Source organism: Tenacibaculum sp. M1.3A, assembly GCF_057732375.1.
This window is the reverse complement of the sequence record NZ_JBYJEF010000005.1, coordinates 83,631-99,400: the sequence shown is the minus strand read 5'-3', so window position 1 is coordinate 99,400 and position 15,770 is coordinate 83,631. Positions and strand designations below refer to the sequence as shown.

The following is a 15,770-nucleotide window of genomic DNA, read 5'->3' as shown; positions in this document are numbered from 1 at the left end:
CTCTATTCCTAAATTTGAGTATAGAAGACACGTACACTCCATATTCTTTTTTACTTTAAGAATAGAGAAATTTACACCAATGTCTTTATAGAAAACAAATATTAACAAACTAAATTTTACACATTATGAAACTAAAAATTAAATTTCTAGGGCTACTATTTATTTGCTTACTTTCAACTACAACAAGTAATGCACAAGAAGTAATGCTAGGTGAAGTTAAAATATTTGCTGGGAATTTTGCCCCTAGAGGATGGGCTTTTTGTGATGGACAACTGTTATCTATCTCTCAAAATGATGCTTTATTTTCTCTATTAGGAACTACTTATGGTGGTGATGGAAGAACAACTTTTGGTCTACCAGATTTACGTGGTAGAGTTGCTATAGGACCTAGAACAGGACCTGGTCTATCTACTTATAGATGGGGGCAGAAAGGAGGACGAGAAACAACTATTTTAAATACAACTCAGTTACCTTCGCACAATCATCTTGTTATTATTAATAACAATGGTACTGTAAGTATTCCTGTAAATGCTGAAGCTGGAAATGAAGATGAAGCAAATCCTGGTGCAGGGGTATTAGCTAATACAGGCGGAGATAATTTTTCATCTGAAGCAACAGCAGCAGCAAAATATTCTGGAAGCCCAATACCTATTCAAGGTATTACTGCTAGCACAACAAACACGGGAGCTAATCAACCTATAGAAAACAGACAACCCTATTTAGCTATCAATTATATTATTGCTACTCAAGGTATCTATCCTAGTAGAAATTAATAATCAAACTTTATTAAGTTATGAAATTAAAAACTAAATATATCGTACTTTTCTTAATTTGTCTTTTGTTTGCTATTAAAAGTAATGCTCAAGAAGGGTTAACTGGAGAGATTAAATTATTCGCAGGAAATTTTGCTCCTAGAGGATGGGCTTTTTGTGATGGGCAAATAATGTCTATCTCACAAAATACTGCCTTATTTTCAATTATAGGAACCATATACGGTGGAGACGGAAGAACTACTTATGCATTACCTGATTTAAGAGGTAGAGCTCCTATTGGTCCTAGAACAGGATCAGGTTTATCAAACTATAGACAAGGAACAAAAGGAGGAAAAGAATTAAACATTCTAAATTCAATACAACTACCTTCTCACAATCACAATGTTATTATTAATAATAATGGTACCGTAAGTATCCCTGTGAATACTGAGGCAGGAAATGAAGATGAACTAAATCCTGGTGCAGGAGTATTAGCGAATACAGGAAAAGATAATTTTTCATCTGAAGCAACAGCAGTAACGCAATATTCTGGAAGCCCAATAGCTATTCAAGGTATTACCGCTAGTACAACCAATACAGGATCGAATCTCTCTATTGATAATAGCCAACCATATTTAGCTTCAAACTATATTATATGTCTTTTTGGTACCTATCCTAGTAGGCAATAAATTATTTATGCTACAAATTAAATTTCAATAAAGTTCCTAATTATTTTTAGAGAACTTTATTGAAATTACTTATATTTACCTAAAAACCAGACAGATGAGAAAAAAAACTACTCTAACAATAATAAAGATATTTAGTCTTTGTTTATTGTTTTTAACCGTAAATACCATACATGCTCAGCAAGGAGACAATGGTACAATTGATGTTCCTGGCGATATTGCTATAATTGCTTTTAACAAAGTTTCCCCACCAACATCAAAATCAGATTATGCCTTTTTACTATTGGATGATTGTACTAATGGTACTACCATTGTTTTTGATGACGATGAATGGACAGGAAGTGCTTTTGATTCGCCTATAGGAGAGGGTGCTAATACTTGGATAAATGATACGGGTAGTACAATACCAAAAGGAACCGTTATTCAAATAAGTAGTGGAAATGATCTACCAACAGCATCTATAGGTTCTGTTACTGAATCAGATTCAGGTTTTAATTTAGCCGCTGGAGATCAAATATATGCCTATTTTGGCACAAGAGCTGCTCCAACTACATTTTTAGCGTTTTATGGAGAACTAGCACCTACTAATGGAGAAATAGCTGTTTTGGCAGGAACTGGTCTTGTAGCGGGTAGTACTGCTGTATCATCTAGTAATTTAGGCTATTATTCTGGATCTACAGTATGTAACGGAAGTACAGCTGATTGCTTAAACGCAATTAGCAATCCTCCAGCAGGATGGACAACGGGTGAGTTTAATTTCCCAACAGGGGTTCCTTCTACTTTTACAGGTAGTACTTTTGCAGCACCCAATACTGCCCCAGTAATAGCAGGTACTTCAGCAGGTCAAGCAGTAAATGATAATGCTACAGTATCACCTTTTTCTGCAATAACAACTACTGATGCTGATGGAGATAATTTATCTGCAACTATTACTTTAGATGTTAATGCAAAAGGTGTTTTGTCTGGAACAGGTTTAACTGGTGCAGGGCCTTATGCTATTTCTAGTACAACTCCTGCTGATTTACAAGCAAAATTAAGAGCTTTATCTTATAACCCTACAGACAACAGAACGAGTACTTCAGAAACTACAACATTTACTTTAGTTATAGATGACGGTAAAGATACTGATACTGACAATCTAACTACAGTTGTATCTAATGCTGTAGCTCCAACAGTTAGTAATGTAACTGTACCATCTAATGCTACCTACGTAGCTGGACAAAATTTAGATTTCACTGTTAACTTTAACGAAAACATAACTGTAGTTACTACAGGCGGAAATCCTCAAATAACAATTACGGTTGGCGCCATTGTTCGCCAAGCTACTTATATAAGTGGTAGCGGGTCTAGTGCTTTATTATTTAGATATACCGTGCAAAATGGTGATTTAGATACAGATGGGATTACTGTTGGTACTTTAGCTACCAATGGTGGAACTTTAGCTGATTCAGGTAATGCTAATGCTAACACAACCTTAAATAGTATTGGGGCAACTACTAATGTTTTAGTAGATGCTGCTGGACCAACGGTGACAAATGTTTCAATACCTAATTCTCCTGCTAATGTTGACGATGCTATAACGGTAATAATAGTTACAGATGAATCAGGATTAACTTTAAATACAGGACAAGTAAATGGTGTAAATGTAACTGGCTTTACAAATATTGCTGGTAATACATATAGTGCTACATATACCGTAGCTGAAGGAAATACTGATAGAGCTGCTGGTGATAATATACCTGTAAACTTTATACTAACAGATGCTTTAGGCAATAATAGTGCTGCTTTTACAACAGCTATCAGTCAAGCTTCTGATCCTATTGATGCTAATAGTCCTTCAGTAATTAGTACTTCTATTCCTGATACTTCAGCTAAAGTTGGTGACGCTATTACCGTAAGCCTTACCGCTAGTGAAGCTGGATTGAGTTTAAATACTGGTCAAGTAAATGGTGTAAATGTAACTGGATTTTCTGACGATGGTGGTGGTAGTTATTCTGCTACTTATACCGTAGCTGAAGGAAATACTGACAGAGCAGCAGGTGATAATATTCCTGTTAACTTTATATTAAGTGATGCGGCTGGAAATAATAGTGCTTCTTTTACAACAGCTATCAGCCAAGCTTCTGATCCTATTGATGCTAATACACCTACCGTTTCTAGTGTTACTGTACCCGCTAATGCTACTTATATAGCTGGACAAAATTTAGATTTCACAGTTAACTTTAATGAAAACATAACTGTTGTTACTGCGGGAGGAACGCCACAAATTGCTATTACTATTGGTGCTACTGTTCGTCAAGCTAATTATATCGCTGGTAGCGGATCTAGTGCCGTTTTATTTAGATATACAGTGCAAAATGGTGACTTAGACACCGATGGTATTGCTGTTGGTGCTTTAGCTACCAATGGTGGAACTTTAAGAGATAATGCTAACAACAATGCTAACATAACCTTAAATAGTGTTGGTTCCACTGCAAATGTTTTTGTAGGTAATCCTACCCTAACATGGACAGGTATTACAAATAATGATTGGAATACAGCTAGTAACTGGAATACAAATTCTGTTCCTACTAGTACTGCTAATGTAACTATTCCCTCAGGATTAACTAATTACCCGACAATTTCTTCGGCTGTAACTGTAAATTCTATAAATATCGCTTCTGCTGCTTCATTAATTGCTAATGCTACAGTAACAGCACCGGTAACATACAAAAGAAACTTACCTACTACTAATTGGTATTTGGTAGCCGCACCTGTTAATGGTGAAACGCAACAAGACGTTATTGCAAACCATACTTTTGCAACCGGAACAGGAAGTAATATTGGTCTTGGATCATACTTAAACAATGCTGGGCCTAGCTGGATGTATTCTACCAATGCTTCTACTGGAGCTATTCCTTCAGGAGTTGGAATCTCTATGAAGTTAGCAGCACCTGGTGATGTATCTATCACAGGTAGTATAAACACATCTAATGTTAGCTTTCCTGTTAACCAAGGAACTAGAGATAACTTTAACTTATTAGGTAATCCATATACTGCTTATATAAATTCAGCTACTTTTACTAGTACAAATACAGCAACCCTTACTGAAGAAACAATTTGGCTATGGAATGGTACACAATATGTAACATACAATGCAGTAAGCCCAATTAATTTAGCTCCTGGACAAGGTTTTTTTGTAGAAGCAAGTGGTTCTGGAAACGTTACTTATTCAACAGCTAATCAGAGTCATCAAAATAGTGATACTTTTATGAGACAAGCTCCAAAAACTTCTTTTGAGTTATTCGTTGAAAATGATGGAAATAAAAAATCTACTAAAGTATTTTATGTGGCTAACAAAACTACAGGTTTTGACAACGGATATGATTCTAAAATGTTTAGTGGAGTAAAAGAAGATTTTAGTATATATACTGAGTTGTTAGAAAATAACCAAGGAAAAAAACTAGCTATTCAAACCTTACCAAATACTAATTTAGAAACATTGGTAATACCTGTTGGAGTTACTATTGAAGCTGGAAAGGAATTAACATTTTCTGTTAGTTCTAAAAATCTTCCTGATGGAATGGAGGTATATTTAGAAGATAGGAAGGCAAAGACATTTACGAATCTTTCTCATAATACTTATAAAGTAATTATAAAAAACACTACTAAATCAACTGGTCAGTTTTATATTCATATTAGTTCTAAAAAATTAGAAAATATACCTACCAAACAAGAGTTACAAAATGTAAGCATTTATAGATCTACGAATAATACCTTAACTGTTGCTGGTTTACAAACTGATAACGCATCGTTAAACATTTACTCTATTTTGGGTAAAAAAATAATTAGTACACAGTTTAAATCTACAGGAACTCATGTAATTCAATTACCGGAAATATCTAAGGGAGTTTACATTGTAGAATTAAAATCAGATTTAGGTAAAATTAGTAAGAAAATTATTTTAGAATAATATATAGCATCATGAAAAAACAGATTAAAAAAAACAGTGAAGACATCTCTAGAAAAGAGGCTCTAAGAAAAATAGGTGGTTATGGTAAGTATGCAGCTTTAACTGCTTTAGGAACTTATCTTATTTTAAGTCCACAAAAAGCACAAGCGCAAAGCCCTGGATCTCCTGGATCTCCAGGAGATGGCTTTTAATATCTTTTTTATTTTTTTAACAATAAAACCCCGATTGTTTCGGGGTTTTATTATTTTTATAACCTATGATTTTACAACGAACATTAGAGAATAAAACTATCTTATGGCTTCAAAACAGCAACCAATACTTAATAATAGAACCTATTGTTGCTGAAATTATTTCTCTTTTAAACAATCAAGTTACTAAAGAAGAAATCATAACTGTTTTATCTGATGAAAGCAGCACCAAAAACCATAAATTATCTGTTATTATAGATGATATTTCTAAATTATTAACTTCACCGTCAAAAGAAAAACCTAATAATTATTTAGTTAAAAAACCTCAACTATTTCAATATCAATCTTATTATAAAATTAATGACATCGTTATTCATGTTCACTATTCTACCGAGTATGAACGATTTTTAGTACATCCAAAATTTGCCCACTTAGAGACTAGTAAACCTGAAGGTAAAACACATTCATTTCATGTATATAGTAACGACCAACATATTTCTTTTTCTATAAATAACGAAGTTATAGAAACTTGGTTATTAAAAGATGTTCACTTTTTTCAGGGGAAATTCTCAATGAAAATAGTAGAATACATGCATCAAAAAACAGAAGATAAGTGGCTTGGTGTTTTTCATGCATCTGCAATTAGCAACGGTACATCTTCAATGCTTTTTTTAGGCGATTCTGGCAATGGTAAAAGCACTTCTTTAGCACTACTGCAAGCAAACGGCTTTACTTGCTTAGCAGACGATTTTGTTCCTATTGCTGCTAAAAACAACCATATATATAGTTTTCCTTCTGCTATTTCAATTAAAAAAAATAGCTTACAAACACTATTACCAATATACCCTGAATTAAAAAATTCTGCTGAATATCATTTTAAAAGATTAAATAAAATTGTCCGCTACATTTTGCCTAACAACAATGATTATAAGCAAAACTTACCATGCAAGGCTTTGGTTTTTATTAAATATAAAAAAGATAGTGATATAACTATTTCTAAAATTTCTAACCTAAATGCTTTAGAACAATTAGTACCAGATTCATGGCTTTCACCTAAGATAGAAAATGCAAGTATTTTTTTAGATTGGTTTTTAAAAATTCCTTGCTATCAACTTACTTATTCTGATAATACGAAAATGATAAATACAGTTACTAAAATTTTTAATGATGACTTATAAAGAAACATTATTATTTGTTGGTAAATGCCTTACAATTACACATGAAAAACACAATCGTGAATTAGTTGAACAATTACTAAAAATAGGAAATGTAAATTGGGATAATGTGGTAAAATTAAGCACATCTCATTATGTTTTTCCTGCCTTATATTGTAATCTAAAACGGGCTGATTTTCTACATTACTTACCTAATGATTTAGTTGCTTATATGCAGCATATAACAGATTTAAACCGCACTAGAAATTCTGAAATTATAGCGGAAGCCAAAGAAATAAATGAGTTACTTCATAAAACCAATATCACTCCTATATTTTTAAAAGGAACAGGAAACTTACTTGATAACCTATACGAAGATATTGCAGAGCGCATGGTTGGGGATATTGATTTTTTGGTTAAAAAGATGAAGTGTGATATTGCGTTTAAAATTCTTCAAGAAAATGGTTACAATAATAAAGTTTCAGAACTTTTTAATGACCATAGACATTTACCAAGAATAACGCACCCTAAAAAAATTTCAGCTGTTGAAATTCACAAAGAAATGTTGCGCAAAGGAAAATCAGAATTCTTTAATTATAAAACAGTAAAAAAATCGTTAAAAAACATTAATAATATAACTGTTTTATCTTTAAAAAATCAGATTAAATTAACTATTTTTTCTAAACTCATTAATGACAATAGCTATGAGTTAAAGACTATAAATTTAAGAGCTGCTTACGATGTTTTTTTATTAGGAAATAAGTTACAATTAAAAACTAATATTGAAGACACATACTTATCTAAAGAATTAATTGCTGGTTTAGAATTATATAATTATATAATTCCTTTTTCGAAAAACATTAAATTTAAATCAACTATACAAAGTAAATTATATTTAAAAAAATACTTAAAAACCCTAAACAACAGCAGTCAAAATAAGGCTAGAATTACGTTTATTAAACACTATATACTTTATAAAGCTAGAATAGTCATAATCCTTAAAGCTTTATATAAAAAATCTTATTTTACATTTATCTTTTCTAAAATAACAGATTATAACTGGTATAAGAGAAAAATTGGCTTTTAAACCAACCTTTTAACTTCCTCAAAATCTAAGCCTCCATAATTACCAGAACTCATTAGTAATAAGGCGATGTTTTCTAAGTTCTGATTGAATAAAAATTCTTTAAACTCAGCAGGATTCGTATAGATGATTAAATCATCACGTTTAAAAGCATCCGAAATTTGTTGTTTTGTAACTTCTTCTAATTGTTTAATTTTTACTGCGTGTGGTGAATAAAACACCACTGCTTTGTCCGCTTTATCTAAAGCACCTTTATATTCTGCTAAAAACTCAGCATTTAAACTAGAGTATGTATGCAACTCTAAACACGCTAATACTGTTCTTTCTGAATATTGTTTTTTTACAGCTGTAGTTGTTGCCGCTACTTTACTCGGGCTGTGTGCAAAATCTTTAAAAACTACTGATGTTTTACTTTCTGCAATTTTCTCTAATCGCTTACTTGCTCCTTTAAAACTAGCAATTGCTTCATAAAAATCATCCTCATCAATTCCCATGTGTTGGCAAATCCACTTTGCCCCTGCCAAATTTTGTAAATTATGATCTCCAAAAATTTCTAAAGGTAAATCTCCGTCAGGAGTATCTAAATACGTAATTCCGTTATCAATAAAACAAGTAGGTGTTTTGTATGGATATTTTTTTATCGGATGGTTCGAATTCTCTACAACCTCTTTTAAAATAGTATCCTCTTCATTGTATACCATTATTCCGCCATTAGTAAGCGAATCTGTAAATATTTTAAACTGCGCTACATAATTATCAAACGTAGGAAATACATTAATATGATCCCAAGCAATTCCTGTTAACAATGCAATATTTGGCTTGTATAAATGAAACTTCGGACGCATATCTATCGGAGAACTTAAATACTCATCTCCCTCTAAAACAATAAATTCATTTTCTTCAGTTAAATGCACCATGGTATCAAAGCCCTCTAACTGTGCTCCTACCATATAATCAACTTCTCTTTCATGATAATTCAACACATGCAAAATCATTGAAGTAATGGTGGTTTTTCCATGAGAACCACCAATTACTACGCGTGTTTTATCTTTAGATTGCTCGTATAAAAACTCCGGATACGAATATATTTTAACACCTAACTCCTGTGCTTTTAGCAACTCAACATTATCTTTCTTGGCATGCATTCCTAAAATTATAGCATCTAAATCAGTATTGATTTTTTCTGGAAACCAACCAAACTCTTCTGGTAATAATCCGCGTTTTGCTAAACGAGATTTAGAAGGGTCGTGAATTGTATCATCGCTTCCTGTAATTTGGTATCCTTTTTCGTGTAAGGCAATTGCTAAATTGTGCATTGCACTTCCTCCGATCGCTATAAAATGTACTATCATCTAAATCTACTAAATTTTCAGTAAAGATAACGAAGTATAACAGCATAGAAAAAAGACAGATCATCGTTTTTAAAAATTAGTACTTTTTATCTTCCTAATTTGTTGATTTTTATGTTGCTTTGTCTTTTAAAAACAGCTATAAATAATTGCTCTTATGCAAAAGAAGATTTTTTTTTATTTACTTTTACTTTTACTCCCTTTTAACAATCTTTTTTCTCAATGTGCAGGTGCAGATAGTTCTGTTGTTATTTGTAATAAAGAATCTGACGCCAACTATCAAACATATAATCTTTTTAATCAATTAGGAGGTACTCCATCAATAGGAGGAAAATGGTCTGGTAATCCTATTAATAATTTTGCTTTAAATACTACTACTGGTGAAGTAAATTTATGGGCTATTAATCGATTTGGTGAACATCAATTTACATATACCAATACAGCTTGTGGAGAAAGTGCAACTATAACTGTTTTTTTAGGTGGGTATCCTGGAGAAGATAATATAGATGGCGGTGCAAATGCTTGTAGTGATAATCCTAATGTTAATTTATATACCTTTTTAGACAATGATTTAACCAATTTAAATGCAGACATAAATGGAACTTGGCAAGGTCTTTTTGTAACTAATGAATTTTTTAATGCTGAACAAGCAGGGCCAGGAACTTATACTTTTACATATACAATAGACGCAGTAGAAACCTGCACCTCTGAAATTGCAACTGTAGTATTAGAAGTACACAGAGCTGCAGAACCTGGTGATGCTACAGATATTATTATTTGTGAAACAGATGATCTTTCAGATTTTAAAACTATTAATTTATTTGATTATCTTATAGGTGAAGATTCTGATGGTATATGGAGTGATCTTAATGGTACTAATCAAATTACAAGTATTACCGATTCTGTAATCGATATTGAAGATTTATATAAAATGAATGGCCCAGGTAATTATAGTTTTCAATATAATGTTTTTCGTAAGCATGGTGTCTGTAACGATGAAAATTCTATCGTTACTGTTCGTATTCCTAATATTACAGCAGAATTTAATGTGCGAAATATATGTAGAGGAAACCCATTAAATATAACTATTGATTATGTAAGCACAGATGAGATTCCTTTCACTCATAATTTAGAATATGAAATTAGAAATGTAATTACAGATGATTTAGTATATACTGGAAATGTAAATGATATCAATGTAAAACCTACTTCAATGGTAGTTCCTACAAATAAACCTATGTATGCTTTTAATTTTACGATTAATCCAAACCCTATATTAACTCCAGGAGAATATTATATAACAGTTAAAAATATCAGTGATGTAAAAGGTTTAATATGTAATACTCTTAGTATAGCAGATGCTAAATTTGTGATGAATGACATAGCTTATTCAATAAATAAAAAATGTTTTGATGGTTCTGATGCTATTTTAAATATTACTAATTTCTTTGACATTAGTGGAAATTTATCTAATGATACTATAGACATAAACTACACGGTTCAAGATCTTACGAACGGAGGTAGTATTCAAATAGAAAATCAACCTATAACTTTCACGAATGGTGCTGCTGAATTACCTGTTGATATTTCTTCATTTCCTAAAGACACAAAAGATTACAATATTCAAATTACTAGCCCAGAAAATACTGGTTTAGATTGCGCAAATACTAATTTTGAAGCTTCTTTAATTCCAGAAGACATTACACTAGATGTTATTATCGATAATTCATGTGACGCTTCTAAGGTTGAAGCAGTTATTAATGCACCTACTCTTGGTGATGGTAATTACACCATCACTTACCAAGTTAAAAATATTGTTGGCTCAGCTATATTAATTGATAATTCATTTACCACTACAAATATAACCTCTAACTTAAATGTAAATATTTCTACATTAGTTGAAGGTACTTATGAAATAATTTTAAAAAGTATTCAAAACGATACAAGCCCTTGTAGAGCTCAATTTGAATTTGAAGTAAAAAAAATGTTCTCAATAGGTGGCATACCAAACACTCCTGTTTTAAATGCTACTCAAACCTTTTGCTTATCTGATTTTCAACCTAATCAACCTACTTTAGCAGATATTATAGTTACTGAGGGTGATAATTTAACATGGTACGAAGACATAACAACTACTGCCGTTTTGCCTTTAACGACTCCTTTAGTAGATGGTTTAACTTATTTTGTAACTGCTAGCGACCCTATAAATAGTTGTGAAAGTTCAAGTAGAGCTATTGTTACTGTAAGATTAATTGCTACTTCAATTATAACATCTAGTAACACGAATCCTACTTTTTGTAATATTACCCCAATTACTTTAGCTAGTTTTAATGCTACAGTTAATTCAGGAAATTTAGTTTGGTATGATGCTGCAACCGGAGGAAACATACTCCCTTTAACTACATTAATTGAAGATGGAAAAAGTTATTTTGCCGTTGAAAGTATTGAGGGCTGTGAGCATAATATTCGTCTTGAATTTAAAGCAACTATTATTACTCCTCCAAACCTAATTGTAAATCCGAATCAAACTTTTTGTTTATCTGATTTTCAACCTAATCAACCTACCATTGCAGATATTGTAATAGATGAAGGAACAAACTTAACTTGGTACATAGATACAACTTCTACCACTCCTTTAAATACCAATACTGTTTTGGTCGATGGAACAAATTATTATGTAACAACTAACGACCTTACAAATACTTGTGAAAGCATAAGAGCTATCGTTACCACAAAAGTAATAGCAACTTCTATGGTAACCTCAAGTAATACCAATCCTATCTTTTGTAATTTAACCAACCTAACTTTAGTTGATTTTGATGCAACAGTTAGTTCGGGAGATATAGTGTGGTATGATGTTGCTGATTTAGGAACTGTTTTACCTTTAAATACTCCCATTCAAAATGCAACTAGTTATTTCGCTGTAGAAAACATTGAAGGTTGTGAGCATCATATTCGACTTGAATTTAGGGCTACTCTTGTTAATCCTCCAAAGCCAGAATATACTGGTAATACATCATTCTGTAAATTAGATAATTTAACCTTATTTGATTTAGAAACAGACATAACTCTTATCAGTACTTTTGATTTACTATGGTTTGACGCTTTAACAGAAGGAAATGAATTAAGTAATGGAGATTTAATAGAAGAAAACACTACTTATTATGCGGCTTATGTAGATGATACTACAGGCTGCGAAGGAGATAGAACTGCTATTTCTTTCAACCTATCTGAATGTGATCCAAATAATTTCGACTTTTTTATTCCTGATGGTTTCTCTCCTAATAATGACGATACTAATGATCTATATTTCATTCCGAATATAGAATATTTTTATCCTAATTATGAATATGAAATTTTTAATAGATATGGTCAATCTATATTTAGAGGAAATATTAGTAAATCTAAATGGAACGGAAAAAACTCTTCTGGAAGTGAAGCAACTAGCGGTGTCTATTTTTATATTCTTAGATATAATAAAGATGATTTAAAACCTAAACAAGGTAGAATTTATCTAAGTAAATAATTAAAATTCATGAAAAAAGTATTATTCTTAATCTATATAAGTACAGTTTTTACTGTATTAGGGCAACAAGATCCTCAATATACACAATATATGTACAATCAAAATATTGTAAACCCAGCTTATACTACTAACAATTTAGGGATTATAAACTTTGGTGCAATACACAGAACACAATGGTCATCTGCTGTAGGAGCTCCTAAAACTTACAACTTTTTTGTGCACGCTCCTTTAAGTAATAAAATTGAAGTTGGAATTTCGTTAGTTAATGATAATATTGGTGACGGTGTGCTAAAAGAAAATAACATTTATACAGACTTTGCTTATATTTTAAAGTTAGCTGAAGGTCATAAATTGTCTTTAGGTTTAAAGGCAGGTATTACCAACTTTACAACCAATTTTACTAATTTTAGATTTCCTGATGAAGATATTACTACTGGTTTTATACCAAATGATTTAGCTTTTGAAAATCAGAATAAAACATTACCAAATTTTGGTACTGGTTTATTTTATTTTACAGACACTTATTATTTAGGAGTTGCAATACCCAACCTTTTACGTTCTAAACATTTCGAAGAACGAAACGGATTAAATAGTATTGGAGGAGAAGAAATTCATTTATTTGTAAACGGTGGATATGTTTTTAAACTTAATAATTTTATAAAACTAAAGCCTTCATTTATGATGAAAACAGTAAAAGGCTCTCCTATTACCTTAGATACCTCTTTAAATATATTGTTTAATAATCGACTTGAAGGTGGATTATCATATCGTTTTAATGACTCTTTTAGTGCAATGTTTAATGTAAAAGCTTTCGATTCAATAAGAATTGGATATGCGTTTGATTATACAACGTCTAATTTAAGTGACTTTAACTCAGGCACACATGAAGTAATGCTTTTATTTGACTTTGATACCTTAGGTTTAAAAAAGGGATACGATAAATCTCCAAGATTCTTCTAAAAAACGAATTATGAAAAAAGTTACCATCGTATTATTTACACTGTTTACCATTTTTACAATAAAAGCTCAAAATCAACATTTAAAAAGAGCCAATAAATATTTTGAAAGAACCTTTTATGCAGAGGCAATTCCTTTATATGAAAAGGCAATAAATGAAAACAAAGATTTTGAAACGACAAAAAAACTAGCAGACTCCTATTATTATCTAAATAAGATGAAAAAAGCTTCTGTTAACTATAAGTATGTCTTTAAAAATTACAGAAAACTTATAGACGAAACATATTACATAAAATATGCCAACACACTTAAAGCATTAGGAGAATATAATAACGCTAACAATTTACTGCGTAATTACTACGAGAAAAGAAACGGAAAGAAACTATCTAACTTATTAAAAGAAATTCAATATTTAGAAAACATTCAAGCTATTGGACAACGTTTCGTTATTAAAAATTTAGGTATCAATACATCAGAATCAGAATTTGGTGCTATACAAAAAGGCAACACCATTTTTTTTGCTGCTCCTAGAAAGAAAACCTCAGGAAAACATTTTGGTTGGAATGGTCAGAATTATTTAGATATATACAAAACTAATATTAATAAAATATATTTAGGCGATAGCGTAGCTTTACCTTTTTCGACTAAAATTAATTCTAAGCTACATGAATCGAATATTATTTTTACCAAGGACGGAAAAACAGCCTACTTTACGAGAAATAATTTAGTAAAAGGAAAAAGAAAAACTGGTAAAAAGAAAATAACTCATGTTCAATTATATAAAGCCGAATTATTAAATGAAGAATGGCAAAACATTAACGCTCTTCCTTTTAATTCTGATGATTATTCTACAGAACACCCAGCATTAAGTACAGATGAAAAAACATTATATTTTGCTTCTGATATGCCAAACGGATTTGGATCTTTTGATTTATATTCTGTAGCAATTAATAATGATGGTAGTTTTGATACACCAAAAAACTTAGGAGGAACTGTTAATACAGAAAAAAGAGAGCAATTTCCGTTTATAAGTTCAGACAATAAATTATATTTTTCTTCAGATGGTCATCCAAATTTTGGTTCTTTAGATGTTTTTGTATGTAAAATCATGAAAAATAGTTTTTCGAAACCAGATAATATTGGTTTTCCTGTAAACTCTGGTTACGATGATTTTTCTTTCAATATAAACTCCGACACAAAAGAAGGCTTTTTTGCTTCCAATAGAATTGGAGGAAAAGGAAATGATGACATTTATAAAGTCATAGAAGAGAAACCCTTAATTATAGAAAATTGCAAGCAATTTATTTCAGGTATAATTACTGATATTGATACGAAGAAACCCTTATCTAATTCACTAATTTTAATAAAAGCAAGTAATACCGAATTTAAAAAAGCATATACAGATATTAATGGCGCTTTTCGTTTTACTGCTATTTGCGAAACCTCATATACAATTATAGCTTCTAAAAAAGGATATCTAAAAAAAGAAAAAATTGTTATTACAACTAAAGAAAGAAATAAAGACAATGATGCGTCTTTAGCTTTAAAATCAATTACTGAAATTGAAAAGGAAAACAGAATTGCTATTCTAGTAAATGCAAAAAAAGAACAAGAATTAAAAATTGCATCCGACAATAAACTAAAGCTACAAAAAAAAGCTAAAATTGAGCAAATTATTGCTGAAGAAAAAAGCATAGAAAAAGATAACGATAGAATTGTAGTTAAAACCGCAGATATAAACTTTGATTATAATCTTTGGTATTTACGCCGAGATACTAAGGTAATTATTTATAAAGTTATTACTCTGATGAAAAAGTACCCCGATATGATTATAGAGATAGGTACACATTCAGATATAAGAGGTAAAGATAATTACAATTTAAAATTATCACAAAAGCGAGCAACCTCTACAAGAATGTATTTCATGGAAAAAGGTATTGAACCTGATCGTATTTTTGCTATTGGTTACGGAGAAACAAAACCGATTGTAAAATGTAAAACTGAAGACTCATGCACAGAAGAACAGCATGAGTTAAATAGAAGATGTGAATTTATAATCAAAAAAATATATTAATTTAATAAGAACGAGCCAGTTGGCTCGTTCTTTGTTTTATAGACAATC

10 protein-coding genes are annotated in these 15,770 nt (G+C 31.1%); 9 read left to right on the top strand and 1 reads right to left on the bottom strand.

The genetic code is table 11. From position 1 onward, the window contains the following. Positions 1-125 precede the first annotated feature (125 nt). The 6 genes from AC28QF_RS09175 (at position 126) to AC28QF_RS09150 (ending at position 7,819) form a co-directional block, all read left to right on the top strand. The gene (locus AC28QF_RS09175) at positions 126-773 is read left to right on the top strand and encodes a phage tail protein (protein WP_488201618.1); all 648 of its coding nucleotides are present in this window, start codon (positions 126-128) and stop codon (positions 771-773) included. 20 nt (positions 774-793) lie between these two features. Beyond that, positions 794-1,441 carry a phage tail protein gene (locus tag AC28QF_RS09170; protein WP_488201619.1) on the top strand — a complete coding sequence of 216 codons (648 nt, stop codon included), beginning with the start codon at positions 794-796 and terminating at the stop codon, positions 1,439-1,441. A gap of 94 nt (positions 1,442-1,535) precedes the next feature. After that, positions 1,536-5,390, top strand: coding sequence for a T9SS type A sorting domain-containing protein (locus AC28QF_RS09165; protein WP_488201620.1), 3,855 nt, complete (start codon positions 1,536-1,538; stop codon positions 5,388-5,390). Between the two features lie 11 nt (positions 5,391-5,401). Continuing rightward, entirely contained in the window at positions 5,402-5,581 is a 180-nt protein-coding gene (locus AC28QF_RS09160) for a hypothetical protein (protein WP_488201621.1), read from the top strand. A 65-nt stretch (positions 5,582-5,646) separates the two neighbouring features. Then, a complete protein-coding gene (locus AC28QF_RS09155) occupies positions 5,647-6,756 on the top strand; it encodes a hypothetical protein (RefSeq protein WP_488201622.1) in 1,110 nt (369 codons plus the stop codon). Next, complete coding sequence (locus AC28QF_RS09150; protein ID WP_488201623.1) at positions 6,746-7,819, top strand: nucleotidyltransferase family protein; 1,074 nt, start codon at positions 6,746-6,748, stop codon at positions 7,817-7,819. Before AC28QF_RS09155 ends, AC28QF_RS09150 begins: the two co-directional genes overlap by 11 nt. Here AC28QF_RS09150 and AC28QF_RS09145 read toward each other — a convergent pair. Beyond that, positions 7,816-9,168, bottom strand: coding sequence for a UDP-N-acetylmuramate--L-alanine ligase (locus tag AC28QF_RS09145; RefSeq protein WP_488201624.1), 1,353 nt, complete (start codon positions 9,166-9,168; stop codon positions 7,816-7,818). The two genes, AC28QF_RS09150 and AC28QF_RS09145, sit on opposite strands and share 4 nt — an antisense overlap. A gap of 154 nt (positions 9,169-9,322) precedes the next feature. On the opposite strand from AC28QF_RS09145, the gene AC28QF_RS09140 reads away from it, so the two are divergent. From AC28QF_RS09140 to AC28QF_RS09130, 3 genes are read left to right on the top strand one after another with little or no spacing between them, the layout of a single operon-like run. Then, on the top strand, positions 9,323-12,691 hold the full coding sequence (locus AC28QF_RS09140) for a T9SS type B sorting domain-containing protein (RefSeq protein ID WP_488201625.1): 3,369 nt from the start codon (positions 9,323-9,325) through the stop codon (positions 12,689-12,691). A 9-nt stretch (positions 12,692-12,700) separates the two neighbouring features. Then, on the top strand, positions 12,701-13,651 hold the full coding sequence (locus tag AC28QF_RS09135; protein ID WP_488201626.1) for a PorP/SprF family type IX secretion system membrane protein: 951 nt from the start codon (positions 12,701-12,703) through the stop codon (positions 13,649-13,651). Positions 13,652-13,661: 10 nt separating this feature from the next. Continuing rightward, positions 13,662-15,722 (top strand): OmpA family protein, encoded by a 2,061-nt coding sequence (locus AC28QF_RS09130; protein ID WP_488201627.1) that lies wholly within the window; start codon positions 13,662-13,664, stop codon positions 15,720-15,722. The last annotated feature ends 48 nt before the right edge of the window (positions 15,723-15,770 follow it).